The sequence below is a fragment of the Yeosuana aromativorans genome, assembly GCF_014646655.1.
In the GTDB taxonomy this organism is placed as follows: Bacteria; Bacteroidota; Bacteroidia; order Flavobacteriales; family Flavobacteriaceae; genus Yeosuana; species Yeosuana aromativorans.
The window spans coordinates 20,698-45,926 of the sequence record NZ_BMNR01000001.1 but is presented as its reverse complement, the minus strand read 5'-3'; the positions used below and the strand labels follow the sequence as shown (position 1 = coordinate 45,926).

Below are 25,229 nucleotides of genomic sequence, written 5' to 3'. Positions count from 1 at the left end.
TTTTGAATTGCTATTAATTTTAAAACAATTCAACAATGAGGTATTTAAAACAAACTATTGCATTTTTTATAGGTGCAATCATTTCTAACTTAGGATTGGCCCAAAAAGCTGAGACACCAGATTTCACCTATGATGTTGGTGGAAAAATAGAAAAAATGACAGTTACCAGTTCAGGCGTGCTTTTGGTCACGCACGGTAATGGACTGGCAGGTATTAAACCCGGACAGGAAGGCTTAGTGTTTAATTTTGATGACTACGGAAAAGTTAAAGAGGAAGAAATCAATATTATTCCCAACACACCGTATGTTATGGTAGGTCAAGCCGGTTTTGCAGGTATTTCGGCCAAACAAAGTGTGATTGATGTGATTACCGGACAGCGGGTTTTTGACACTAAGGCCAATGGATGGAAAGCTGCACAACAACCTACACTATTATTGCCAGAAAACAAATTGATTGTATCTGGTCAGCGTACTGCTAAGGAAAAATATGCCCAAGCGGTCGGTATTTATGATATGGCTACAGGCAAGGAAGAGAAACTGTTTACGCTTAAAGGTTTTGATGTAATGGTAGGAAACCCTAGTATTATTGATGGTGGCTTAATACTTCCAACGGGCAAGGGATTGACACGAATTGATTTAGCTACTGGCAATGAAACTTGGACAGCAAAACTTAAAGGCGTTGCCTATGTTGAACCTGCTGAGGACGGAAAATCCATGTATGCTTTTGTAACATCAAATAATGGGAAAAATCAAGAGATATACAAAGTTGGTGCATCTGGTAACTTGGTGTGGCCGGATGGTAACAAAGTAAAAGGTATTGTGTCTAATTTTGAAATCACCCCAAAAGGCCTTGCCATTGTTAGTGATGTGGCCGATTCTGGTAAAGGCGGATTGGGAAAATTAATGTCTGCCAAGGCACAAAGTAACATTTCTTTTTTATCAGCGGCAACAGGTGAGGATTTATGGGAAAAGGCACCCAAAACCAATGGTTATGTGCAACATTTTTATGTCATGGATGACGGTATTTTGTTTGGTCTTTTTGAAGGAGGCATTAATAAAATATCATTTGACGGAAAACCATTGTTTAAAAAACCATTAAAGACAGGAGAGAATATTCACACCATGGCATTAACACCAAAGGGTATGATTTATATTACTGACGAAGATGCCAATATTATTAATTTAGACACAGGCGAATCCATTTGGAACAAACCCATAAAATACAAGAGAGCTAAAGCGGTTACAAGTGTTTATGACCCTAACCACAAACGCTATTTAATCAGTACAGGGGAAGAATTGATGGCCATTGATGAGGACTCCGGCGATATCTCAAGCATAGCTTCATATGAGTTTAAGGAAAAAGAAGACCCAACGCATTTTGAGGTAAGAAATAGTGGGCTGTTGTTATCATCAGATCAAAACGTGATGATGCTTAATTTTGATGGTAGCCAAAAGTTCCATGAGTATTTTGAATCACCAAGTAAAAGCACATTTGCAAAAATAGCATTTGGAGCATTGGCTGTGGCTTCAACTGCCATGTCAGCATCTGCGGCTGCAAGAGCTGGAGCTAATAAAAACAGTATTGGTCAATACAATAGTTATGGGGCTCAAATGGATAGAGAGTCTAAAATGTTTGCAGCTATAGGTAGTGCATCATTTAATGAAATGGCCAAACGGTTTAAAGCCACTTCGGCTACCAAAGATGCCCAGTTTATATTAACCAAATTGGATGAGGGTGTGAGTTTGGTCAAGGTCAACAAAGATACCGGCAAAATTGATAAAGAAATTTTACTTAAAGATAAAAAACCAACCTATGAAGTTGATGATTTTGGAGGTATGCTATATTACCAAGCAAATGGTTCAACCATAAATGCCTATGATCTTAAAAAATAAATCTTGTTGTTGAGATTTGTTTGATTGGGCGTAATAATTGTTTATTGCGCTTAATCTTTTTTAATAATACTTTTATCGAAAAATTAGTCCTGATACGGCTAATTCAACTAAATTTAGAATGCTATTAATCAGTTCACATAAAAAACATCAGTTGCAAAATCATATTAATGATGAGCGAATGGTGTTTTTTTTATCTCAAAAAATTCATTTTTTTGTTGTGAGAATAACTAGCTAACAGTTATGGAATTAAATCTGTTTTTCAATTGTTTTATTATTGTCCTAATTGGTGTGTTGATTTTTTTTAACATCAAAACATACACTGATACCATTCAGTCAACAAAAAATTCCAAACAGAGCTATTCAAAGTTGGTAAGTGATTTTATGAGTGAAGAAAAAAAGCACGAAATTAATTCACGAAGTCTTATCTTGTTAGATGAACTCCACAATAATTTGTTTGAAAGACTTTTTAAAATAACTAGGGATATTCTTTCAATGCAAAAAATAATAATGACTTCCAACAAACAAATATGAAACGGTATTTTTTGGCAATATTATTCGTAATTGGTTTTCATGGTTTTTGCCAGAATTCCCAAAAAATGATTGATAGTTTAAAACGCGAATTAAAAACCGTTCAAGACGACAAAAGTAAGGCTAAAATATTTGGGGATTTAACTTGGTATTACAGTTCAATTTCTACAGATTCAGCATTGGTTTATGGTGAAAAGGCCATGCAGTTTGCCAAAAAGCTCAATGACTCAACATTTTTGGCACAAACCATAAGTGATAATGGCGTTGTTTATTATTTAAAGGGAGAATTTGATACCGCTGAGAAACTTTTCAAACAATCACTTGCAATAAGAGCCAAAATTCATGATTCTGCCGGAATAGCATCTTTAAACTATAAAATCGGGAATATTTTTTACAAAAGGACACTTCTGGACAGTTCCATGGTTTATTACCTCAAAGCACTTGGTTTTTATGAAAGGAATAAGGTGGTTACCGTTGCTAATTCACTCCAAAGCAATATAGGTGCCATTTATATGGCTTTGAAAAACTACGATAAGGCGTTAGAATATTTCAACAAGAATGCTACTTTTTTTGAGGATAATGGTCAACAAGAATTACTGAGTAACACGCTTGTTAACAAGGCCAGTGTGTATTTATATAAAAAAGATACGGTTCAAGCTATTTCTTGTTTAAAAAAAAGTATTGAAACCTCAAAACAAGTGAACGCTTATCCAACATTGGGCTCGGCATACAATAATTTGGGTTCAATATATAGCGATAAAAAAAACTATCAACTTGCTAAACAATACATATTAAAGTCCATTGAAATAAGGGAAAAAGCCAACTTAGGGACAGAGCTTGCAAGTTCAAAGTTAACCCTTGCTGGCATTTATAGTGAATTGGGAGACTTTAGCAAAGCCAAACCGTTGTTGTTAAATAGTTTGAAGGTTTTTAAAAATGAAAATGTAACAGACAAATTACTAAGTGTTTATTTACAGCTCATCCCTATTTATGCTTATGAATCTAAGCCGGATAGTGTGTCCTACTATACCAATTTGTATGTTAAAGAACAGGCTTTGAACCTTCAAGAAAAAATGCAGAATGTGACTGCAGAATTGGAGACAAAATACCAAACCGAAAAGAAAGAAAGTCAAATAATGGCCCAACGAGCCGATATTGCTGAAAAAGAACTCAATCTCAATAGAAAAAATACACAATTAATCGGTTTAGTTGTTTTGGTTGTGGTCATAGCCATATTTACCTTTTTGATTTATAAACAACAGAAACTAAAAAACAACCAACTTAAAAAAGAAAGCCAGTTAAAAGAAGCCTTAATCAAAATAGAATCCCAAAACAAACTTCAAGAACAACGATTAAGAATATCAAGGGATTTGCATGACAATATTGGTGCTCAACTAACATTTATTATATCATCCGTAGAAAATTTGCAGTACGGTTTTAAAAACGCAAATGAAGCCGTTGTCAATAAACTTGAAAGTATCAGCGCATTTACCAAAGAAACCATTTTTGAGTTGCGTGACACCATTTGGGCCATGAACAAAAACGAAATTTCTTTAGATGATTTAGGGGCCAGGATTTCAAATTTCATTGAAAGAGCCGGTTTGGCATCATCAAGCATAGAATTTCAGTTTAATGTTGATGAACAGCTATCTAAAGAACTTAGTTTTTCTTCAGTTCAAGGAATGAATATTTACAGAATCATTCAAGAAGCCATCAACAACGCACTTAAATATGCAGAAGCCAAAAGTATTAAGGTGCAATTTCAAAAGGATTCTGACAGATTGAAAATTGAAATATACGATGATGGTAAAGGATTTGACTATAATACAGTTGAGCATGGGAATGGCTTGAACAACATGAAAAAACGAGCCATTGATATGAACGCTGAAATACATGTTGAAAGCAAAATCAATCTAGGAACTTCAGTTATTTTAATTGTTTGATTTCACAATGAAAATAAAAATAGCCATAGTAGATGACAACACGTTTTTGATAAATGCCATCAAAGAAAAACTCGCTTTTTTTGATGATTTACAAGTTAAGTTTTCCTGTATGAATGGGTCAGAACTGTTAACCCAGTTAAATGACAATCATAATTTAGACATCATACTTATGGATATTGAAATGCCCGTGCTTAATGGCATAGAAACCACCGAGGTTGTTAAACAAAAATATCCGCATATTAAAATTATCATGCTGACCGTATTTGATAATGATGAGCATATTTTCAATGCAATAAAAGCGGGTGCAGACGGATATTTGCTAAAAGAAGTTAATGCCAAAGACCTTCATGAAGGTATCTTGGAAACACTAAATGGCGGTGCGGCCATGACACCATCAATTGCCATGAAAACATTAAAGCTTCTTAGGAACCCTATTGATTTTAAAAGCCAATCAGACGATATCAAACTATCCGATAGGGAAATTGAAGTACTCGAACATCTTAGTAAAGGGTTGAGCTATAGTTTAATCGCGAAAAATTTGTTTCTGTCAACAGGTACCATTAGAAAGCATATTGAAAATATTTACAAAAAACTTCAAGTGCACAATAAACTTGAAGCAGTTGAAAAAGCCAAACGAAATAACTTAATATAAAGATTTATTAACCTTAACGTAATCAAGCGTTCTCAAAAATAAGATACTTTTATTATGAGTTAGTTTAGTTTAGTTTTAACATTAGTTTAGACTTCTTAAGTCGAAGAAAACTAATGTTTTTTTTGTTTAAAACGAGTCCTTATAATTTCTTGCTCAAGCTTAACCAGCCACCACCATTAATGGTCTCAATACCATGATTGTTCAAAATACTAGAGGCATTACCAGATCGCATACCGCTGGCACAACAAGCAATAATAGGTTTATTGAGTTTTTTTAAATAATCAATTTTTGAATGTATTTCCTGTAACGGAATGTTTTTAGAACCAGGTATGGCCCCTTGTTTAAATTCGTTCTTTGTTCGCACATCAATAATAATAGCGCCTCTTGATTGAAAGTCTTTGATTTTATCATTTTTATTTCCCGTAAGAAAATCTAATAGTCCCATAGTTTTAAAAATTTTATGCAAATTACTTTAATTTATTTTGAAATGAATGTAACAAGAGTTACAGCGTAAATTTTTTCAGTATCTTCATGCATAATATGAAACCAAACACACGGAAAAACGAAATCATTAAAACGGCAGCTACCCTTTTTAAAGATAAAGGATATAGTGCAGTAACCATGCGTGATATAGCCAAAGCCATGGGTATTAAAGCCGCAAGTCTTTACAATCATATCAATTCCAAGCAGGATATTCTTAAGGCAATTATTATTTCCTTGGCTGAAGAATTTACATTGGGCATGGAAACCATAAAAGCCTCTCAGGTTAATAGTATTGAAAAACTTAAGCAAATTATTTCCATGCACATTAACATTACCAGTAGAAACAAGGCAGGCATGGCCACTTTGAATAACGATTGGATGCATCTGGAAGACCAATTGGAATATTATTTGAAATTGCGGGTAAATTATGAAGACAATTTACGAGACATTATCCGGCAAGGCATCCTTAACAATGAAATTTTAAATGACAATCTTGAAGTCCTACTGTTTTCTTTGCTCTCAACCTTGCGCTCATTATATATTTGGATTCCATTAGAAGATAATTTGAATGAAATTGAATTATCTCAAAGTTTAAGCAATGTTCTCATCAATGGAATTAAGAATTAACAAAAATGTAACATTTATTTTTGTAAATTTGTAATGAAACTAACAATTGTTAGTTAAAATAATATCCATTCAGAGTTTGAAAAATATAACGCATGGCAGATTTTTATAGCTTAAAAATTGCTGATATTTATAAGGAAACAAAAGACTGTGTTGTCATATCTTTTGAAGTTCCAGTTGAGCTTAAAGAAACTTTTAAATTTAAGCAAGGCCAGCATATCACCGTTCGAAAAAACATAAATGGTAATGATGTTAGGCGCAACTATTCGTTGTGTTCAAGCCCGTTGGATGGAGAATGGAAAGTTGCAGTTAAAACCATTAGAGACGGTATTTTTTCAAATTATGCTTTCAACAAATTAAAAAAAGGGGATGAGCTTTTGGTAATGCCGCCTCATGGCCAGTTTTATGTAGACGTTGATGAAAAAGCGTCAAAAAATTACATAGCCTTTGCAGCTGGTAGCGGCATAACACCCATACTCTCCATTATAAAGGCCCATTTAAAGGAGGAACCTGATAGCACGTTCAAGTTGTTTTACTTGAATCGCACCGTAAAATCCATTATCTTTAAGGAAGAAATCGAGCGGTTAAAAAATAATTTTTTTGACCGATTTCAAGTGTTTTATTTTTTAACCAAGGAACAGCGTGATATCCCATTTTTAAACGGACGGTTTGATAAAGAAAAACTTGGAGTATTAACTAAAACATTTATTGATATTGAAGATACAGCACATGCTTTTATTTGTGGTCCTCAAGATATGATTTTCTTGATTCGTGATGAACTGATGGCTGCTGGTTTAAGTGCTGATAAAATACATTATGAGTTGTTTTTCACAGGAAGTTCAGAAGAGGAAAACAGGCATATTGCTGAAGTCATTGAAAACAAGACGGATGGCACAGAAGTGACCATAATTGATGGCGGCAAGGAGTTTCATTTCATCATGGATGATGATTTTGACACCATTTTGGATGGCGCCTTAGCAGCTGGCGCCGATTTACCTTTTGCTTGTAAAGGCGGGGTTTGTAGTACCTGTAAATGTAAAATTATTGAAGGTTCCGTAAAAATGAAAGTTAATTATGCCCTTGAGGAAAAAGAACTGAAACAAAACTTTGTGTTAAGCTGTCAGTCCGTACCAACAAGTAAGCATATAGTTGTGGATTTTGATGTGTAATAGCCAATAGCAAAAAGCTTAAAAATTATGAGTGAAGACCAAATAAAAAATTTAGAAGCCCAGTTTGAAGCCCGAATTGCGCGGGACGAAAAAATTGAGCCTAAAGATTGGATGCCAGAGAAATATAGGCAAACACATATAAGGCAGATTTCTCAGCATGCCCATTCCGAAATTGTTGGGATGCTTCCAGAAGGTAATTGGATTACCCGTGCGCCCTCATTGCGCCGAAAAGTAGCCTTACTGGCTAAAGTTCAAGACGAAGCAGGGCACGGTTTGTATTTGTATAGTGCCTGTGAAACCTTAGGAATATCACGAGAGGAATTATACGAACAACTGCATGCTGGAAAAGCAAAATACTCCAGTATATTTAACTATCCAACACTCACTTGGGCCGATATCGGTACCATTGGTTGGTTGGTTGATGGGGCGGCCATTATCAACCAAGTGCCATTGTGCAATACGTCATTCGGGCCTTATGCCAGAGCCATGGTAAGGGTGTGCAAGGAAGAAAGTTTTCATCAGCGTCAAGGATATGAAATTATGATAAAACTTTGCGAAGGCACAAAAGAACAAAAAGAGATGGCTCAAGATGCGTTAAACCGTTGGTGGTGGCCATCATTAATGATGTTTGGACCAACTGATGCAGAATCGATTCATACAGAACAATCCATGAAATGGAAATTAAAACGAAAATCCAATGATGAATTGCGTCAGCAATTTATAGATCAAACCGTTCCGCAAGCAGATTTAATTGGCTTGACAATACCGGATCCAGATTTGAAATGGAATGAAAAAACAGGTCATTATGATTTTGGAGAAATTGATTGGAATGAATTTTGGCAAGTCGTTAAAGGTCATGGGCCTTGTAATAAAGAACGGATGAAAGCCAGAGTGGATGCCTGGGAGAATGGGCAATGGGTTCGTGATGCAGCAATGGCTTTTGCTGAAAAAGAGCAAGAAAGAAAAGAAAAACTAACAAATAAAGCCGTTTGACATGAAAAAAAATTGGCCACTTTGGGAAGTCTTCGTGAGAAGTAAAAACGGATTGGAACACAGGCATTTTGGAAGTCTACATGCGGCCGATGCCGAAATGGCACTTGAAAATGCACGTGATGTTTATACCAGACGAAATGAAGGGGTGAGCATTTGGGTAGTAGAATCAAAGTACATCACAGCCTCAAATCCAAAGGATAATGGCGAGTTATTTGAACCGGCACAGGATAAAGTATATCGACATCCAACATTTTATGACTTACCTGATGATGTAAAACACATGTAATGAAAAACGAAACTCTCTATAAATACATATTGTCAATCGCGGATAATTCGTTAATTCTTGGACAGCGCCTAGGTGAACTTTGTGGCCACGGACCGAGTTTGGAAACCGATATAGCCTGCACCAATATAGCATTGGATTTGTTAGGCCAAGTGAGGAGTTATTATCAGTATGCCGCAAAACTTGCTGGAGATGGAAGAACTGAAGATGATATAGCCATGCTTAGAAATGAGCGAGAGTATCTCAATGTGTTATTGTTAGAACAACCCAATACAGACTTTGCATATATTATGGCACGTCAGTTTTTATTTGATGTGTATCATGTTTTATTCCTACAAGAACTCCAAAAAAGCCATGATGTAACCCTTTCAGCGATAGCAAATAAAGCTATTAAGGAAGCAAGTTATCACCAACGGTTTTCATCGGACTGGGTGAAACGCTTAGGTGACGGAACAGAAGAAAGTCATAAAAAAATGCAAACAGCTATCAATGATTTATGGGTATATACCGATGAGTTTTTTCATCTAACTGAAATTGATAAAATAATGGTTGAAAAAAGTATTGGTGTTGATGTTCTAAAATTTAAAGATCAGTATTACAATCGGGTTAACAAAATATTGGAACAAGTAACTTTGATAATCCCGGAATCCAACTATTTTCTAAAAGGAGGAAAAGAAGGTATCCACACAGAACATATGGGATATTTGTTGACCGAGTTACAATACATGCAACGAACTTACCCAAAAATGTCTTGGTAAAAAATGACGATTACGGAGCTACATATTGACCATGAATTAATCCCTATTCTGGAGCAGGTTTTTGATCCTGAAATTCCTGTATTGTCCATCATGGATATGGGCGTAGTACGTTCAGCGGTAATTGAAGGCGATGTGGTTAAAGTTCAAATTACACCAACTTACAGTGGGTGTCCGGCCATGGATGTAATTGCCGACGACATAAAAACGGCATTGAAAAAAGCTGGGTATCAATCGGATGTTGAATTGATTTTATCCCCTGCTTGGACAACGGATTGGATTACGCCAAAAGGAAGACAGGCCTTAGAGAGATATGGCATTGCAGCTCCTTTAGATGCGCATGCAGATAAAGAGGCTTTGCTAGGTAATAAAAAGGTTGTTAAGTGCCCACAATGTGGATCAACAAACACACGATTAGTGAGCCAGTTTGGATCAACGGCATGTAAAGCACAATTTAAATGTGAGGATTGTCAAGAACCGTTTGATTATTTTAAATGTTTGAAATAAAAATATATGAGCAGCATTCAATTAAAAATTGAAAATAACATAGCATATATCACGCTTAATAGACCAGAAGTGTTTAATAGCTTTAATCGTGAAATGGCGTTGCAATTGCAAGACATATTTGATGATTGTAAAACCAATGATGATGTAAGGGCGATTGTTTTAACAGGAAAAGGAAAAGCATTTTGTGCCGGTCAAGATTTAAAAGAAGTGACATCGCCAGAGCACAATCCAGGATTTAAAAAGATTTTAGAGGAACATTACAATCCCATTGTTTTAAAAATACGACATATTGAAAAACCAATCATTGCAGCAGTCAATGGCGTGGCAGCAGGTGCGGGGGCGAATATAGCTCTAGCCTGTGATATTGTTTTGGCTCATGAAAAGGCCAGTTTTATTCAGGCGTTTAGTTTGATTGGATTAATTCCAGATAGTGGAGGCACTTTCTTTTTGCCAAGATTGATTGGATTCCAGAAAGCATCGGCGTTGGCCATGCTTGGCGAGAAAATACCAGCTCAAGAAGCTGAAAAATTGGGTATGGTTTATAAAGTCATTCCAGATGAAGTATTTCAAGAAGAAGTTCAAAAAACAGCCATTAAATTGGCAAATATGCCAACGAAGGCACTCGGTTTTATCAAGCAGTTATTGAATCAATCATTAACAAACAATTTAGAATCACAATTGGACCTAGAGTCTAAATTACAAATTGAAGCAGCCCAAACTGACGATTATGCCGAAGGTGTTTCGGCTTTTATTGAGAAACGAAAACCCGTATTTAAAGGAAAGTAGCATTAATAGGAATGGATAAAGAAACGCTCATACAAGTGCATAACAGGATAAAACCATATATCCATAAAACACCTGTGTTGACATCTCAGCTAATTAATGAGATGTGTGGAGCGAAGATCTATTTTAAATGTGAAAATTTCCAAAAGATGGGCGCTTTTAAAATGCGAGGTGCATCCAATGCTATTTTAAGTCTGTCAGATGAAGAAAGAAATAAAGGCGTTGTAACACATTCGTCTGGTAATTTTGCACAAGCCCTCTCGTTAGCAGCAAAAAAAGTAGGAATACCGGCCTATATTGTCATGCCCAAGAATGCGCCTGAAGTCAAAAAGAATGCGGTAAGAACCTATCAAGGGCAAATAATTGAATGTGATTCCACCCCAATAGCCAGAGAAAATATGGCTGAAGTTGTTCGAAAAGAAAAAGGAGCAACTTTTATTCATCCATCCAATGATGATCAGGTGATTTACGGGCAAGGAACGGCCGCTATGGAATTGTTGGAAGATTATCCAGATTTGGATTATCTATTTACTCCCGTTGGTGGTGGTGGATTGATAGCTGGCACGGCATTGGCTGCTAACTATTTTTCAGAGCATTGTAAAGTTATTGGTGGCGAACCCGAAAATGCAGATGATGCGTATCGGTCTTTATTAAGCGGTAATATTGAGCATAATGAAACGGCTGATACGATAGCGGATGGACTACGAACCTTTTTAGGTAATAGAAATTTCCCTATCATAAAAAAATATGTAGAACGAATTATTACGGTCAGTGAAAAAGAGATTATTGAGGCAATGAAACTTATCTGGGAACGCATGAAGATAGTTATTGAGCCTTCAAGTGCAGTGGCTTTTGCCGCTTTGTTGAAACAAAAAGACGATTTTAAAAATAAAAAGGTAGGCATTATCATTTCTGGCGGAAATGTGGATGTAAATAATTTACCGTTTTAAAAATTAAGTATGAACGTTGCAATTATAGGTTGTGGTACCATGGGAAGCGGAATTGCTCAAGTAGCATCTACCGCTGACTGTTCGGTCAAGATATATGATACCAATCCAATCGCGTTAAATAAAAGTAAAGCAGATTTGGAACGTATTTTATCTCGCTTAAATGAAAAAGGAAAACTGGATAACGCTGAAAAAGAAAGAATTCAAAAGAATATTGAATATGTTGGCGATTTAAAAGCGTTATCGGAAGCGGATCTGGTTATTGAAGCTATAGTGGAGAATCTTGACATCAAGAAAACAGTGTTTTCAGAATTGGAAACTATGGTGTCCAATAATTGTATTATGGCAAGTAATACCTCAAGTTTATCTATTACATCTATTGCATCGGCGTTAAATAATCCAGAGCGCTGTGTTGGCATTCATTTTTTCAATCCAGCTCCTTTAATGCAATTGGTTGAGGTGGTTCCAGCACTTCAAACATCAAAAAATATATTGGATGAAACTGTAAAAATCATATCCGGTTGGAATAAAACAGTGGCAGTAGCTAAAGACACGCCAGGGTTTATTGTGAATCGTGTGGCGCGTCCTTTCTATGGGGAATCGCTTCGCATTTATGAAGAAGGTATTGCCGATTTTGAAACCATAGATTGGAGTTTAAAAAACTTGGGAGGTTTTAGAATGGGACCTTTTGAGTTAATGGATTTTATTGGGAATGATGTTAATTATACGGTGACAGAAACCGTCTTTAAAGCATTTTATTTCGATTCGAGATACAAACCGGCATTCACCCAAAAAAGATTGGTTGAAGCTGGATATTTGGGCCGAAAATCTGGAAAGGGTTATTATGGGTATGATGAAAAAGGCAATATTGAAACCAATCGTCATCCTGAAATTGTTTCAGGATCTCATAAAAAAGAGCTTGAACAGCAAATATTTGATAGAGTATTGGTCATGCTCATTAATGAAGCCGCTGATGCATTGTTTTTAAATATAGCCTCGGCAAAAGATATTGACAATGCTATGACCAAAGGCGTTAATTATCCAAAGGGCTTGTTGGCTTGGGCCGATAAGAAAGGCATTGATTGGTGTGTTAATAGTATGGATGCGTTGTATGATGACTATCATGAAGACAGATATCGATGCAGTCCGTTATTACGAAAAATGAATAGAGAAAACAAAACATTCTTTAATTAGCGTCATTCCGAGCAAAGCTAAGGAATCTCATAAAAAGATTGCCACGTCGTTATGCTCCTCGCAATGACATTTTTATATATGAAAGGTGAACAAATTCCATATAAAATGTTAAGCCAAGATGCTTATAGTCAATGGCTGGGAATTGAGATTTTAGAATGTGAAATTGGTCGTTGTAAAGTGGCTATGACCGTTAGAAAAGAGATGTTGAATAGTATGAATAAAGCACATGGCGGGATTAGTTATTCACTGGCTGATACAGCTTTTGGTTTTGCGGCTAATACCCATGGAAACTATGCAGTGTCAATCGAAACAAGCATCAATCATATTGAAGCCTTGCATGAAGGTGACTATTTGGTGGCAGAATCGGTGATTGAAAAAGTAAATAATAAATTAGGTTTTAATGTGATTGAAGTTAAACGAGGAAACGAATTAGTGGCACTTTTTAAAGGTGTTGTATATCGTACACAAAAAGAATGGTAACATTCCTGCGAAAGCAGGAATCATAATATAATTTATCATGCTGAACTTGTTTCAGCATCTCATAAAACAAAAGTTTAAGTAAAATAAAAGATACCCACTTTTGTGGGCATTAATATGGAAGCATATATTATAGATGGCATTAGAACGCCTATAGGAAGTTACCAAGGTACTTTATCAACGGTCAGAACCGATGATTTGGCGGCTTTAGTTATTGCCGAAATCGTAAAACGGAATCCTAGTATTCCTAAAGAAGCCTATGATGATGTGATTTTAGGCTGCGCCAATCAAGCTGGTGAAGATAACCGGAATGTGGCACGAATGGCTTCATTATTGGCTGGATTGCCTTTTACCGTTCCTGGTGAAACCGTAAACCGTTTGTGTGCCTCTGGCTTGTCGGCCATAATTCATGCCAATAGAGCAATTAAGGCTGGTGATGGTGATGTGTTTATTGCTGGCGGCGTGGAGAATATGACACGTGGCCCTTATGTGATTGCGAAACCTTCCACTGCTTTTGGAACCGATGCTAAACTGTATGATTCTAGTTTTGGTTGGCGGTTTATCAATCCTAAAATGGAAGCCTTATATGGTACAGATGGTATGGGTCAAACGGCTGAAAATCTGGTTTCAAAATATCAGATTTCCCGAGAAGACCAAGATGCATTTGCTTATTGGAGCCAAATAAAGGCGTCTAAATCACAACAGAATGGCCGATTGGCGAAAGAAATCGTTTCTGTTGAAATTCCACAACGGAAAAAAGAACCGATTCAATTTTCGAAAGACGAATTTATAAAACCAAATACCACAATAGATGTTTTAGGTAAATTACGGCCAGCCTTCAAAAAAGAAGGAGGTAGTGTGACGGCAGGAAATTCATCAGGATTGAATGATGGTGCTGCTGCAACTATCATTGCTTCAGAAGATGCTGCAAAAAAATATCATTTGAAACCCATAGCTCGCATTGTAAGTTCAGCTGTGGTTGGGGTAGAACCTCGAATTATGGGAATCGGTCCAGTAGAAGCGTCCAACAAAGCTTTGGAAAAAGCGGGATTGACCATGGATGATATGGATATCATTGAATTAAATGAAGCCTTTGCGGCCCAAGCTTTGGCTTGCATACGTGCTTGGGGCTTGGTAGATGACGATCCACGGCTCAACCCCAATGGAGGAGCTATTGCTATTGGGCATCCGTTAGGTGTTACAGGAGCTAGAATTGCCTATTCAGCAGCTTTAGAGCTACAAGAATCAGGCAGACGATATGCACTGGTTACCATGTGTATTGGTGTAGGGCAAGGATATGCAACAATAATTGAACGCGTTTAGTTATGAACAAGATACAACATTATGTCCAAGGAAGCTGGGTAGAAGGTAAGGAAGAAGGAACTCCAGTGTATGATTCCATAACTGGTGAGGCCTTTACAAGTGTCGCCATTGAAGGGTTAAATATTCCTGAAATTTTACACTATGGGCGCACTAAAGGTGGTGAGGTACTTCGTAAGATGACCTTTCAGGAACGGGGCAATATGATTAAAAAGTTGGCACTGTATCTCACCAAACGAAAAGAAGCATTCTATGAGTTAAGTTATAGAACAGGTGCTACCCGAATGGATAGTTGGATTGATATTGAAGGTGGTTTCGGTAATTTATTTGCCAATGCCTCATTGCGTAAACTGTTCCCAAACCAATCCTACCATGTGGAAGGAGACCCCATAGATTTGTCAAGAGGTGGACGTTTTATGGCACACCATATTATGGTACCCAAAAAAGGCGTGGCCGTTCATATCAATGCGTTTAATTTTCCGGTTTGGGGTATGTTGGAAAAATGTGCTGTCAATTGGATGGCTGGTGTTCCGGCCGTTGTATTGCCAGCGCCTGTATCCTCTTATTTAGCCGAAGCTGTGGCCCGAGAGATTATCGCTTCAGGAATTCTTCCTGAAGGTGCTTTGCAAATCATTAATGGAACCATTAAAAATATATTGGATACTGTTGAGTCCCAAGATGTGGTGACCTTTACGGGGTCTGCAACTACTGGAAAAATGTTGAAAGCACATCCAAGATTGATTCAGGAATCCGTTCCGTTTACAATGGAAGCAGATTCTTTAAATGCATCGGTTCTTGGTGAAGATGCCATACCGGGAACTCCCGAATTTGATTTGTTTATCAAAGAAGTCAGAAAAGAAATGACTGTGAAAGCGGGTCAAAAATGTACGGCCATCAGACGGATTATTGTTCCAGAAAAATTACTGGAAGATGTTCAAATTGCTATTGGTAACCAATTGGATAAAGTGACCATTGGCGACCCAAGATTAAAAGAGGTACGAATGGGTTCGTTAATCAGTCAAAAACAAGTGGAGGCCGTTAGGAATTCTGTAAAAGATATCGCTAAAGAAGCACAGATTGTTTATGGTAACCTAGATACACTGGAAACACTTGGGGCAGATGCTAAAAAAGGCGCTTTTATAAGTCCTATTTTGTTACGGGCAGACCATCCATTTAATTGTAAAGCGATTCATGAACGTGAAGCATTTGGCCCTGTAAGTACTATCATGCCTTATAAAACTTTAGAGGAAGCAATTGAATTGGCTCAAATGGGTAAAGGGTCTTTAGTGTCATCCATCGCGACCAATGATGACGCTATTGCCAAAGAATATGTCATTAATGCAGCGAGCCATCACGGACGTATTTTGGTAATCAATAGAGAAAGTGCTAAAGAAAGCACCGGTCATGGTTCACCCTTGCCAACTTTGGTTCACGGTGGCCCAGGACGAGCCGGTGGTGGTGAAGAAATGGGTGGTATGCGTGGTATCAAGCATTATTTGCAACGAACCGCTATTCAAGGATCACCGACCACTTTAACCGAGATTACTGGGATTTACCAAGCTAAATCCAAATACAAAGAAGCCAATCAGCATCCGTTTAAATACCATTGGGAAGATATTCAACCGGGAATGTCTTTGAAGACGCATAAGCGAACCATTACAGATAGCGACATTATTAATTTTGCAAATCTCACATGGGATCATTTTTATGCCCACACCGATATTACCTCATTGGATGGCAGTATTTTTGAAAAGCGAACAGCCCATGGATATTTTATCATTTCGGCAGCGGCGGGATTGCTAGTGCATCCCAATAAAGGACCGGTTGCGGCCAATTATGGTTTAGAGGATTGCCGCTTTTTAAGACCGTTGTATCACAATGATACGATTTATGTACGGTTGACCTGTAAACAAAAAGTAGATAGGGATGTGGCGACAGCAGAACATCCAAGCGGTATTGTGAAATGGTTTGTTGAAATTTTTGATGCTGAAGATGAGTTGGTAGCCGTGGCAACTATTTTAACCATGGTTCAAAAGAAACAAGAAACATTTGTTGAAATGACCGATGAAGTCATTCAGAAATGTTTAAGTAAACTAACAAAAGATACCAAACCTAAATGGGGAACCTTATCTTCGCAGGAGATGGTCGAGCATTTAGAATACACATACAGAATTGCCTCAGGGGAGATTCAGGATTTTGACATTGCAACACCCGAAAAGGTTTTGGAAAAAGTGCATGCAACCATATATAACTATGAAAAGATGCCCCGTGAATATGATTTTCCGTTAGCTGAGAAATCAAAAATCAAGACATTGAAACACCCTGATTTAGAAACAGCAAAAGACAAAATGCTAGAAGCAAGAGAGCGGTATCTACAATATTTTAAAGAGAATCCAGAAGCCATATTAAAAAATGTTGTTTTTGGAGAATTAAATAGATATGAATGGTATTTATTGGAGCGCAAGCATTTAAATCATCATTTTGAACAATTTGGATTGATATAAATATGAAAGAATACGTAAAACAAACCATAGAAAACGGCATAGGATATATTGAATTCTTCCATCCTGCACACAATTCATTGCCAAGTAATTTGCTTAAACAATTGGCAAGTGCAATTACCGATGCAGGTTTAAACCCAGACATAAAAATAGTTGTCCTTAAAAGTGGAGGCGATAGAACCTTTTGTGCTGGTGCCAGTTTTAATGAATTGATTAGTATTGACAATGCCGAAAAGGGACGAGAATTCTTTTTGGGGTTTGCCAATGTTATCAATGCTATGCGTACCTGTCCAAAATTTATCATTGGACGTATCCAGGGCAAAGCAGTTGGTGGAGGCGTTGGATTGGCAGCCGCAACCGATTATTGTATGGCGACCAAGCATGCGGCCATTAAGTTGAGTGAGCTCAATATTGGCATAGGACCATTCGTGGTGGGGCCTGCTATAGAACGAAAAATAGGGCTGAGTGGTTTATCTCAAATAGCCATGGATGCCAATACATTTTACTCTTCCGAATGGGCGCAACAAAAAGGGTTGTATACTCAGGTTTTTGAAACATTAAACGAATTGGATGATGCTGTTGCAAGTTTTTCAGAAAATTTAGCCGCATATAATCCAGATGCCATGCGTGCTTTAAAAGAGGTCTTTTGGGAAGGTACTGAAGATTGGAATCAATTGTTATTGGAACGCGCTGAGATTAGTGGAAAATTGGTATTGTCAGAATTCACAAAGAAAAAATTAAAAGACTTTAAATAGTATTAAGTTCCTGACAGATAAAACGTAATAAAAAAACTAACAAACATTAGTTCATGTGATGTCTAAATTTGAATTGAGAATGCCCAAAATGGGTGAAAGTATTACCGAAGCGACCATCCTCAATTGGTTGGTTAAAGAAGGGGATAGTTTTGAAGAGGGTGACATTATTCTTGAGATTGGTACAGACAAGGTAGATAATGAATTGCCTGCACCCTGTTCGGGTAAATTGATAGAAACCAAGGCTCAGATTAATGATGTGGTACCGATTGGTAGCGTTATTGCCATTTTGGAAGTCACAAAAGAAACATCATCTGCAAAAAAAGGTAATGTCACCTCTAGCATAGTCGAGAGGTCTCAGAACGATAATGAAATAAAAGAACAAAAACCTGTTCAGGTAAGCTTTCCCCCTTTGGGTGAGATGTCTAAAAGACAGAGAGAGAATACCTTTTTTTCACCTCTTATTATTTCCATAGCGAAAACGCATCATATCAGTTTTGAAGAATTGGTCAGAATACCTGCAACGGGAACAGACGGTAGGTTACGAAAAAGCGATGTATTTCAATACATAAATGATGGCAGGCCATACAAGTTTGCACAGCCCTTAAATCAAGACCCCACAGTATTTAGGATTCCACAATTACAGCTTGATAAAGGCACAGGTAGAATTGTTGAAATGGACCGAATGCGCAAAATGATTGCAGACCACATGGTGTATTCAAAACACACGTCGCCCCATGTGACCGCTTATGTAGAAGCTGATGTAACAAATATGGTGCAATGGCGAGAAGACAATAAGACAAAATTTCAAAAACAATATTCCGAAAAACTCACCTTTACGCCATTATTTGTGGAGGCTGTAGCAAAAGCCATCAAAGAGTATCCAAACATCAATGCCTCGGTTGATGGTGATAATATCATCATTAAGGACCATATTAATATAGGCATGGCATCAGCATTGCCATCAGGAAATTTAATTGTTCCTGTTATTAAAGATGCCGACCGCAAAGAGTTAAATGAATTAGCTAGAGAAGTCAACGAATTATCCGAAAAAGCTAGAGATAACAAGTTAAAAGGAGACGATTTAAAAGGGGGAACGTTTACCATTTCAAACGTAGGGACATTTGGAAGCCTCATGGGAACCCCAATCATCAATCAACCCGAAGTGGCCATTTTAGCTTTGGGAATTATCAAAAAGCGCCCCGAAGTAATTACTACCAAAAAAGGAGATGAAATAGCCATTCGTAGCATGATGTACTTGTCATTATCCTTTGATCATCGTGTGGTTGATGGCTTTTTAGGGGGTAGTTTTTTAAGGCGGGTTGCCGATTATTTAGAGCAATTTGATATAAACAGAGAATTTTAAATTACAATTTTTTAAAGCCAATAAAAATGAGTTACGATATTAAAATAACAAAGGTTGAAAAGTCTAAAGTAAGTGAATTTGATTTTGATAATATCCCATTGGGAAGAGCTTTTACAGACCATATGTTTGTTTGTGAGTATGCTAATGGCCAATGGAACAATCCAAGGATTGAACCGTTAAAACAAATTTCCATGCATCCTGCAACTATGGCATTGCATTACGGACAAGCCATTTTTGAAGGCATGAAAGCAACCTTGGATATCAATGGGAATGCCATGCTGTTTCGCCCAGAAAAAAATGCCCATCGCCTAAATTTTAGCGCAGATAGACTGGGAATGCCAAGGTTTCCTGAAGAGTTGTTTGTTGAAGGATTAAAAAAATTGGTTGATATAGATAGAAGTTGGATACCTACACAAAAAAGCAGTGCCTTGTATTTGCGTCCGTTTATGTATGCCGATGAACCCTTTATTGGTATGCGGGCTGCTACTCATTACAAATTCATAATAATAGCTTCCCCATCTGGACCAATTTACAACAAGAGAATAAAATTATATGCCGAAACAGAATATGTACGTGCTGTTAAAGGTGGGACTGGAGAGGCCAAAGCGGCCGGTAATTATGCTGCTGCCATTCTTCCAACCGAAATAGCAAAATCAAAAGGTTATGACCAAGTGCTGTGGCTGGATGCCCATGAGTTTAAATACATTCAAGAGGCTGGTACCATGAATGTTTTTTTTAGGATTAATGATGAATTTATTACACCGAGTTTAGATGGTGCTATTTTAAATGGGATAAGCCGTTTGAGTACCATTGAATTATTACGGGATAAAGGTTACAAAGTAACGGAACGATTGGTTTCCATGGATGAAATCATAGAAGCTTCAAACAACGGAACATTGCAGGAAGCATTTGGTTGTGGTACAGCAGTAGGTGTGGCCATGATTGAAGAAATTGGGTATAGAAACCAAACCATTCACGTTTCAAAAGATAATCCTGTTGGAAAAATGGTCATGGAAACCATTGTTGGATTACGTGCTGCTACCATTGAAGATAAATATGGCTGGATAGTTAGCGTTTAAAAACTAATAGCATGAACAACGATATATTGCATAAAGCATTTTTTTATTTGAGCACGGCAAAATGTATGACCGAGACGTATGAAACTAACTTTAAACAGGTTTCTAAGTATGTACACGCCACATCAAGAGGTCATGAGGCTGTACAAATTGCTTTGGGAATGCAATTATTGCCACAAGATTATGCCTTTCCGTATTATCGGGATGACGCTATGCTATTGGCGTTTGGCTTAAAGCCCTATGATTTGATGCTGCAGCTTATGGCAAAAAAAGACGATCCGTTTTCTGCGGGAAGAGCTTATTATTGTCATCCTAATTTAAAAGATGATGATAAACCCAAGATACCACATCAGTCCTCGGCAACAGGTATGCAGGCCATTCCGGCAACGGGTACTGCTATGGGTATGCAGTATCTTGAAAAGCAAGGTTTGAAGAATGCTGTTCTAAAGGAACATGAAAAATCAAAAATAAAACCCATTACGGTTTGCAGTTTAGGAGATGCGTCGGTTACAGAAGGTGAGGTGTCTGAAGCGTTTCAAATGGCGGCCTTAAAACAGTTGCCCATTTTGTATTTGGTTCAGGATAATGGTTGGGATATTTCAGCTAATGAAAAAGAAACCAGAGCTCAAAATGCTTATGACTATGCTAAAGGATTTAAAGGTATAGAAGCCATAACTATTGATGGTGCTAATTTCGTGGAAAGTTATCAAGCTTTGGAAAAGGTTATTAAAACCATCCGGGAAGAGCGCCGACCTTTTTTGGTTCACGCCAAGGTGCCATTGTTGAACCATCATACGTCTGGTGTTCGAATGGAATGGTATCGTGATGATTTAGACGAAGCAAAATCAAAAGATCCGTATCCGGTTTTAAAACAACAATTATTGGAACATGGATTTACTGCTGAAGCTATTAATGATATTGAAGACGAGGCTAAATCACAAGTTAAACAAGATTTTGAAAAAGCCATACTTGCTGAGGATCCAAAACCAGAAGACCTATTTACCTATGATTTTGCTCCAACACCCATAACCGAAGAAGTTGGTGAACGTACTCCCAAAGGCACTGAAAAAGTCGTGATGGTTGATTGTGCATTGTTTGCTGTTGAAGAATTAATGACAAAGCATAAGGAATGTTTGTTATATGGACAAGATGTTGGTGGGCGATTGGGTGGCGTGTTTAGGGAAGCGGCAACCTTAGCCCAAAAATTTGGTGATGAGCGGGTGTTTAATACACCCATTCAAGAAGCGTTTATTATAGGTTCAACGGTTGGTATGAGTGCCGTTGGATTAAAACCCATTGTTGAGGTTCAGTTTGCAGATTATATCTGGCCTGGATTAAACCAGTTGTTTACCGAAGTAAGCAGAAGCTGTTACTTGTCCAACGGGAAATGGCCAGTCAGTATGGTGTTGCGGGTTCCTATTGGGGCTTATGGAAGTGGCGGGCCGTATCATTCATCTTCAGTAGAAAGTGTGGTGACCAACATTAGAGGCATCAAAATAGCATACCCGAGTAATGGAGCCGATTTAAAAGGATTGATGAAAGCTGCCTATTATGATCCGAATCCCGTGGTGATATTTGAGCACAAGGGTTTGTATTGGAGTAAGGTTAAAGGAACCAAAGGTGCTACATCTGTTGAGCCAGCTGAGGATTACATATTACCTTTGGGGAAAGCTTGGTTGTTGCAGGAAATTTGGAAGCAAGAAACCATAGAAACTGCTACAGTTGTTACTTATGGCATGGGTGTGCATTGGGCTTACAACGCCACCATGACTATGCGTGATCAAGTTGAAATCATTGATTTGCGGACTTTATTTCCTTTGGATGAAGACACGATTATGAAATCAGTGAAGAAAACGGGCAAGTGCTTGGTGGTGACTGAGGAACCGTCTAATAATAGCTTTGCTTTGGCTTTGGCAGGAAAAATACAGGAAGCCTGTTTTCAATATTTGGATGCACCCGTTATGACAATTGGCAGCGAAAACATGCCTGCCATCCCATTGAACAGTACCTTGGAAGAAACCATGATACCATCAACTGAAAAAGTGAAAGCAAAAATCATCCAACTTTTAGAGTATTAATTTGGCTTGCTCTATAACGTGTTCGATATAAATTTCAATCAAAACGAGTTCTTGTAAAATACTGATATATAACATTTGTTATGTCGACAGAGTGAAGCATGAGTGACGAGGCTTCTCAGCAGGATGGGATTTCTCCTCATTCTTCGTTCGAAATGACAAAATTCGTTAATATAATATGTAGTCATTTGATATTCAATATTTAATAAATCGAATTTATGTTAATAGGAAATAAAAAAGCAACTTAAAAAGTTGCTTTTTTATTGTTATTATTTTGCCATTCCTGGTGGATACTGTTTCATGATTTCAGACACAAATTCCTTGATGCGCTCTTCTTTTTTGTCCATATTGCGCGATAAATAGCCGGTTCCCATACCTTGCCAAACCAATTCTTTTTTCTTAGCGTCAATCAGGTCAATATATAAAGTGCCTTCGGTAGATGTGGACACATTAGGTTGATTCCAACCCCAGCCCCAGCCAGGTCCATAACCACCCCAGCCCCAGCCGCCATAACCCCAGTAGTTGTTGTAAACGTCCACGCGTTGGTTTGATTTTGTGAATAAACTTATCAATAAATCTGGGTTTTCAGATTTTGTAAAACCTTTAGCCAATAATTCTGTTTCTATTGCCCGCAGGATTCTACGTTTGTCTAAATCACTTATTTCTGCTTTGTCAATACCTGTTTTAAAAAATGCAAAGGTTTTGTAATCATTAAAGTTGGCTTTCCTGTCATAATCGGTTGCGACCCTTACTGAAGTACATGATGTTACCACAAATAGTAACCCTAGGAGTGGTAAGGTTTTTAAGATTCTTTTCATTTTCTTTTTTTTTAATGGTTATAACGAATTTAATAAATTCTCGTCAACTATATTTGGTAAGGTTACGTTTAAGTTAGGTTCCATAGCCATGGTGCGTTTTATAGCAAAAACAGCACCATCATTTCTGGCCCAACTGCGTCTTGCTATTCCGTTGTTGACATCCCAAAATAGCATCGATTTTAAACGTCTTTCGGCCTCTATACTACCATCAAGAACCATACCAAATCCGCCATTAATAACTTCTCCCCAACCAACACCGCCACCATTATGGATGCTCACCCAAGTAGCCCCTCTAAAACTGTCTCCAATCACATTTTGAATGGCCATATCGGCTGTGAATTTGGAGCCATCATAAATATTGCTGGTTTCCCTAAAAGGCGAGTCTGTTCCAGATACATCATGATGGTCACGCCCAAGTACAATATATCCAATGTCTCCTTTTTTGATGGCATCATTAAATGCTTTGGCAATGTTCATACGGCCTTCGGCATCTGCGTATAATATTCGAGCTTGTGAGCCTACCACTAATTTGTTTTCTTGCGCACCTTGTATCCACTGAATGTTATCCGCCATTTGCTGTTGGATTTCCTTTGGAGATTCTTTCATCATTGTTTCCAAAACCTGACATGCAATGGCGTCGGTTTTTTCTAAATCTTCTGGTTTTCCTGAGGTGCAAACCCATCTAAATGGTCCAAATCCGTAGTCAAAACACATAGGGCCCATGATGTCTTGCACATAACTAGGGTATTTAAAATCAATACCATTGTCTGCCATAATATCAGCACCTGCTCGGGATGCTTCCAACAAAAAGGCATTTCCATAATCAAAAAAATACGTCCCTTTTTCAGTGTGTTTGTTAATGGCATCAACATGGTGTCTTAAACTTTCCTGGACTTTTTTCTTGAAAGTTTCAGGGCTTTTAGCCATCAATTCGTTAGCATCTTCAAAAGACATTCCAACAGGATAGTAACCACCTGCCCACGGATTGTGCAATGAGGTTTGGTCGCTACCAATGTCAATGGTGATGTTGGCGTTGTCAAACGACTCCCATACTTCTACCACATTTCCTAGATACGCAATAGAGACCGTTTCTTTGTCTTTCTTGGCCTTGGTGACCCGCAACACAAGATCGTTTAAATCTGTAATAATTTCATCTATCCATCCTTGTTCATGTCGAATTTTGGTGATTTTAGGATTCACTTCAGCGCAGACAGTAATACAGCCTGCAATGTTTCCGGCTTTAGGTTGCGCTCCAGACATACCACCTAAACCAGATGTAACAAACACATGGCCTTTGGGGGTTTTATTGATTTTTCTAAACGCATTTAAAACCGTGATAGTGGTTCCGTGAACAATCCCTTGCGGGCCAATATACATATAACTTCCCGCAGTCATTTGTCCATATTGAGTCACGCCCAGTGCATTAAACTTTTCCCAATCATCTTGTTTGGAATAATTGGGTATCATCATACCATTGGTAACCACGACTCTTGGGGCTTCTTTATGTGAGGGAAATAACCCTAGCGGATGACCAGAATACATAACCAAAGTCTGCTCATCGGACATTTCAGCCAAGTATTTCATGGTCAATAAGTACTGAGCCCAATTTTGAAAAACGGCACCATTGCCACCATAGGTTATCAATTCATGAGGATGTTGTGCCACGGCATAATCCAGATTGTTCTGTATCATGAGCATAATGGCTGCAGCTTGTTTGCACTTTGCAGGATAGTCCTCTATGGGGCGAGCATACATTTTATAATCCGGGCGAAACCGGTGCATGTAAATACGTCCATAGGTATCCAATTCGTTTTTGAACTCTATAATTAGGTCGGCATGATGTTTTTTGTCGAAATAACGTAAGGCATTTTTTAGGGCCAATTTTTTTTCTTCCGAAGTTAAAATGTCCTTTCGTTTTGGGGCGTGGTTTATAGTGGAGTCGTGAGGCTTCGCCTGTGGTAATTTGTCAGGAATACCTTGTAAAAGTTGTTCTTTAAATGTCATTAGATTTAATGTTTTAGTTACTGATAATTGATCTTAGTTCAATTAATTTCAACTACGGATAACGAATATCAACCCGATGGTGGGTGA

The 25,229-nt window shown here is 37.7% G+C and carries 22 protein-coding genes; 19 read left to right on the top strand and 3 right to left on the bottom strand.

What is annotated here, in order from left to right; genetic code table 11:
- Positions 1–35: 35 nt before the first annotated feature.
- From IEW94_RS00205 to IEW94_RS00195, 3 genes are all read left to right on the top strand, one after another.
- A complete protein-coding gene (locus tag IEW94_RS00205) occupies positions 36–1,892 on the top strand; it encodes an outer membrane protein assembly factor BamB family protein (protein ID WP_188649250.1) in 1,857 nt (618 codons plus the stop codon).
- A 527-nt stretch (positions 1,893–2,419) separates the two neighbouring features.
- The gene (locus IEW94_RS00200) at positions 2,420–4,363 is read left to right on the top strand and encodes an ATP-binding protein (RefSeq protein ID WP_188649249.1); all 1,944 of its coding nucleotides are present in this window, start codon (positions 2,420–2,422) and stop codon (positions 4,361–4,363) included.
- A gap of 7 nt (positions 4,364–4,370) precedes the next feature.
- Positions 4,371–5,015, top strand: a complete 645-nt coding sequence (locus tag IEW94_RS00195) for a response regulator (RefSeq protein WP_188649248.1) — start codon at positions 4,371–4,373, stop codon at positions 5,013–5,015.
- Positions 5,016–5,154: 139 nt separating this feature from the next.
- On the opposite strand, the gene IEW94_RS00190 is transcribed toward IEW94_RS00195, so the two are convergent.
- Positions 5,155–5,460: a rhodanese-like domain-containing protein gene (locus tag IEW94_RS00190; protein ID WP_188649247.1), complete on the bottom strand. Its 306-nt coding sequence runs from the start codon at positions 5,458–5,460 to the stop codon at positions 5,155–5,157.
- A gap of 95 nt (positions 5,461–5,555) precedes the next feature.
- On the opposite strand from IEW94_RS00190, the gene IEW94_RS00185 reads away from it, so the two are divergent.
- From IEW94_RS00185 to IEW94_RS00110, 16 genes are all read left to right on the top strand, one after another.
- The gene (locus tag IEW94_RS00185) at positions 5,556–6,125 is read left to right on the top strand and encodes a TetR/AcrR family transcriptional regulator (protein ID WP_188649246.1); all 570 of its coding nucleotides are present in this window, start codon (positions 5,556–5,558) and stop codon (positions 6,123–6,125) included.
- 92 nt (positions 6,126–6,217) lie between these two features.
- Entirely contained in the window at positions 6,218–7,291 is a 1,074-nt protein-coding gene (locus tag IEW94_RS00180) for a 2Fe-2S iron-sulfur cluster-binding protein (RefSeq protein ID WP_188649245.1), read from the top strand.
- A gap of 27 nt (positions 7,292–7,318) precedes the next feature.
- Positions 7,319–8,284, top strand: a complete 966-nt coding sequence (gene paaA / locus IEW94_RS00175; protein ID WP_188649244.1) for a 1,2-phenylacetyl-CoA epoxidase subunit PaaA — start codon at positions 7,319–7,321, stop codon at positions 8,282–8,284.
- Between the two features lies 1 nt (position 8,285).
- Positions 8,286–8,570: a 1,2-phenylacetyl-CoA epoxidase subunit PaaB gene (gene paaB / locus IEW94_RS00170; protein WP_188649243.1), complete on the top strand. Its 285-nt coding sequence runs from the start codon at positions 8,286–8,288 to the stop codon at positions 8,568–8,570.
- A complete protein-coding gene (paaC, locus tag IEW94_RS00165) occupies positions 8,570–9,325 on the top strand; it encodes a 1,2-phenylacetyl-CoA epoxidase subunit PaaC (protein ID WP_188649242.1) in 756 nt (251 codons plus the stop codon). Before paaB ends, paaC begins: the two co-directional genes overlap by 1 nt.
- Before the next feature lie 3 nt (positions 9,326–9,328).
- Entirely contained in the window at positions 9,329–9,829 is a 501-nt protein-coding gene (paaD, locus tag IEW94_RS00160) for a 1,2-phenylacetyl-CoA epoxidase subunit PaaD (RefSeq protein ID WP_188649241.1), read from the top strand.
- 6 nt (positions 9,830–9,835) lie between these two features.
- Positions 9,836–10,615 carry an enoyl-CoA hydratase-related protein gene (locus IEW94_RS00155; protein WP_188649240.1) on the top strand — a complete coding sequence of 260 codons (780 nt, stop codon included), beginning with the start codon at positions 9,836–9,838 and terminating at the stop codon, positions 10,613–10,615.
- Between the two features lie 11 nt (positions 10,616–10,626).
- Positions 10,627–11,562 carry a threonine/serine dehydratase family protein gene (locus tag IEW94_RS00150; protein ID WP_188649239.1) on the top strand — a complete coding sequence of 312 codons (936 nt, stop codon included), beginning with the start codon at positions 10,627–10,629 and terminating at the stop codon, positions 11,560–11,562.
- 9 nt (positions 11,563–11,571) lie between these two features.
- Complete coding sequence (locus tag IEW94_RS00145; protein WP_188649238.1) at positions 11,572–12,753, top strand: 3-hydroxyacyl-CoA dehydrogenase NAD-binding domain-containing protein; 1,182 nt, start codon at positions 11,572–11,574, stop codon at positions 12,751–12,753.
- Between the two features lie 78 nt (positions 12,754–12,831).
- The gene (locus IEW94_RS00140) at positions 12,832–13,233 is read left to right on the top strand and encodes a PaaI family thioesterase (protein ID WP_188649934.1); all 402 of its coding nucleotides are present in this window, start codon (positions 12,832–12,834) and stop codon (positions 13,231–13,233) included.
- A gap of 114 nt (positions 13,234–13,347) precedes the next feature.
- Entirely contained in the window at positions 13,348–14,553 is a 1,206-nt protein-coding gene (gene pcaF / locus IEW94_RS00135) for a 3-oxoadipyl-CoA thiolase (RefSeq protein WP_188649237.1), read from the top strand.
- Positions 14,554–14,555: 2 nt separating this feature from the next.
- Positions 14,556–17,054: a phenylacetic acid degradation bifunctional protein PaaZ gene (paaZ, locus tag IEW94_RS00130; protein ID WP_188649236.1), complete on the top strand. Its 2,499-nt coding sequence runs from the start codon at positions 14,556–14,558 to the stop codon at positions 17,052–17,054.
- A gap of 2 nt (positions 17,055–17,056) precedes the next feature.
- Complete coding sequence (locus IEW94_RS00125) at positions 17,057–17,806, top strand: enoyl-CoA hydratase/isomerase family protein (protein ID WP_188649235.1); 750 nt, start codon at positions 17,057–17,059, stop codon at positions 17,804–17,806.
- Positions 17,807–17,864: 58 nt separating this feature from the next.
- Positions 17,865–19,169: a dihydrolipoamide acetyltransferase family protein gene (locus IEW94_RS00120; RefSeq protein WP_188649234.1), complete on the top strand. Its 1,305-nt coding sequence runs from the start codon at positions 17,865–17,867 to the stop codon at positions 19,167–19,169.
- Positions 19,170–19,195: 26 nt separating this feature from the next.
- Positions 19,196–20,248 carry a branched-chain amino acid aminotransferase gene (locus IEW94_RS00115; protein ID WP_188649233.1) on the top strand — a complete coding sequence of 351 codons (1,053 nt, stop codon included), beginning with the start codon at positions 19,196–19,198 and terminating at the stop codon, positions 20,246–20,248.
- Between the two features lie 11 nt (positions 20,249–20,259).
- Entirely contained in the window at positions 20,260–22,323 is a 2,064-nt protein-coding gene (locus IEW94_RS00110) for an alpha-ketoacid dehydrogenase subunit alpha/beta (protein ID WP_188649232.1), read from the top strand.
- A 266-nt stretch (positions 22,324–22,589) separates the two neighbouring features.
- On the opposite strand, the gene IEW94_RS00105 is transcribed toward IEW94_RS00110, so the two are convergent.
- A complete protein-coding gene (locus IEW94_RS00105; RefSeq protein WP_188649231.1) occupies positions 22,590–23,138 on the bottom strand; it encodes a DUF4136 domain-containing protein in 549 nt (182 codons plus the stop codon).
- Positions 23,139–23,156: 18 nt separating this feature from the next.
- Positions 23,157–25,142, bottom strand: coding sequence for a urocanate hydratase (gene hutU, locus IEW94_RS00100; protein WP_188649230.1), 1,986 nt, complete (start codon positions 25,140–25,142; stop codon positions 23,157–23,159).
- Positions 25,143–25,229 lie beyond the last annotated feature (87 nt).

What these genes read in the sequence shown, in the direction of transcription:
- IEW94_RS00205 (WP_188649250.1), top strand. Translation starts at nt 36, where the DNA reads ATGAGGTATTTAAAACAAACTATTGCATTTTTTATAGGTGCAATCATT.
- IEW94_RS00200 (WP_188649249.1), top strand. Translation starts at nt 2,420, where the DNA reads ATGAAACGGTATTTTTTGGCAATATTATTCGTAATTGGTTTTCATGGT.
- IEW94_RS00195 (WP_188649248.1), top strand. Translation starts at nt 4,371, where the DNA reads ATGAAAATAAAAATAGCCATAGTAGATGACAACACGTTTTTGATAAAT.
- IEW94_RS00190 (WP_188649247.1), bottom strand. Translation starts at nt 5,460, where the DNA reads ATGGGACTATTAGATTTTCTTACGGGAAATAAAAATGATAAAATCAAA.
- IEW94_RS00185 (WP_188649246.1), top strand. Translation starts at nt 5,556, where the DNA reads ATGAAACCAAACACACGGAAAAACGAAATCATTAAAACGGCAGCTACC.
- IEW94_RS00180 (WP_188649245.1), top strand. Translation starts at nt 6,218, where the DNA reads ATGGCAGATTTTTATAGCTTAAAAATTGCTGATATTTATAAGGAAACA.
- paaA (WP_188649244.1), top strand. Translation starts at nt 7,319, where the DNA reads ATGAGTGAAGACCAAATAAAAAATTTAGAAGCCCAGTTTGAAGCCCGA.
- paaB (WP_188649243.1), top strand. Translation starts at nt 8,286, where the DNA reads ATGAAAAAAAATTGGCCACTTTGGGAAGTCTTCGTGAGAAGTAAAAAC.
- paaC (WP_188649242.1), top strand. Translation starts at nt 8,570, where the DNA reads ATGAAAAACGAAACTCTCTATAAATACATATTGTCAATCGCGGATAAT.
- paaD (WP_188649241.1), top strand. Translation starts at nt 9,329, where the DNA reads ATGACGATTACGGAGCTACATATTGACCATGAATTAATCCCTATTCTG.
- IEW94_RS00155 (WP_188649240.1), top strand. Translation starts at nt 9,836, where the DNA reads ATGAGCAGCATTCAATTAAAAATTGAAAATAACATAGCATATATCACG.
- IEW94_RS00150 (WP_188649239.1), top strand. Translation starts at nt 10,627, where the DNA reads ATGGATAAAGAAACGCTCATACAAGTGCATAACAGGATAAAACCATAT.
- IEW94_RS00145 (WP_188649238.1), top strand. Translation starts at nt 11,572, where the DNA reads ATGAACGTTGCAATTATAGGTTGTGGTACCATGGGAAGCGGAATTGCT.
- IEW94_RS00140 (WP_188649934.1), top strand. Translation starts at nt 12,832, where the DNA reads ATGAAAGGTGAACAAATTCCATATAAAATGTTAAGCCAAGATGCTTAT.
- pcaF (WP_188649237.1), top strand. Translation starts at nt 13,348, where the DNA reads ATGGAAGCATATATTATAGATGGCATTAGAACGCCTATAGGAAGTTAC.
- paaZ (WP_188649236.1), top strand. Translation starts at nt 14,556, where the DNA reads ATGAACAAGATACAACATTATGTCCAAGGAAGCTGGGTAGAAGGTAAG.
- IEW94_RS00125 (WP_188649235.1), top strand. Translation starts at nt 17,057, where the DNA reads ATGAAAGAATACGTAAAACAAACCATAGAAAACGGCATAGGATATATT.
- IEW94_RS00120 (WP_188649234.1), top strand. Translation starts at nt 17,865, where the DNA reads ATGTCTAAATTTGAATTGAGAATGCCCAAAATGGGTGAAAGTATTACC.
- IEW94_RS00115 (WP_188649233.1), top strand. Translation starts at nt 19,196, where the DNA reads ATGAGTTACGATATTAAAATAACAAAGGTTGAAAAGTCTAAAGTAAGT.
- IEW94_RS00110 (WP_188649232.1), top strand. Translation starts at nt 20,260, where the DNA reads ATGAACAACGATATATTGCATAAAGCATTTTTTTATTTGAGCACGGCA.
- IEW94_RS00105 (WP_188649231.1), bottom strand. Translation starts at nt 23,138, where the DNA reads ATGAAAAGAATCTTAAAAACCTTACCACTCCTAGGGTTACTATTTGTG.
- hutU (WP_188649230.1), bottom strand. Translation starts at nt 25,142, where the DNA reads ATGACATTTAAAGAACAACTTTTACAAGGTATTCCTGACAAATTACCA.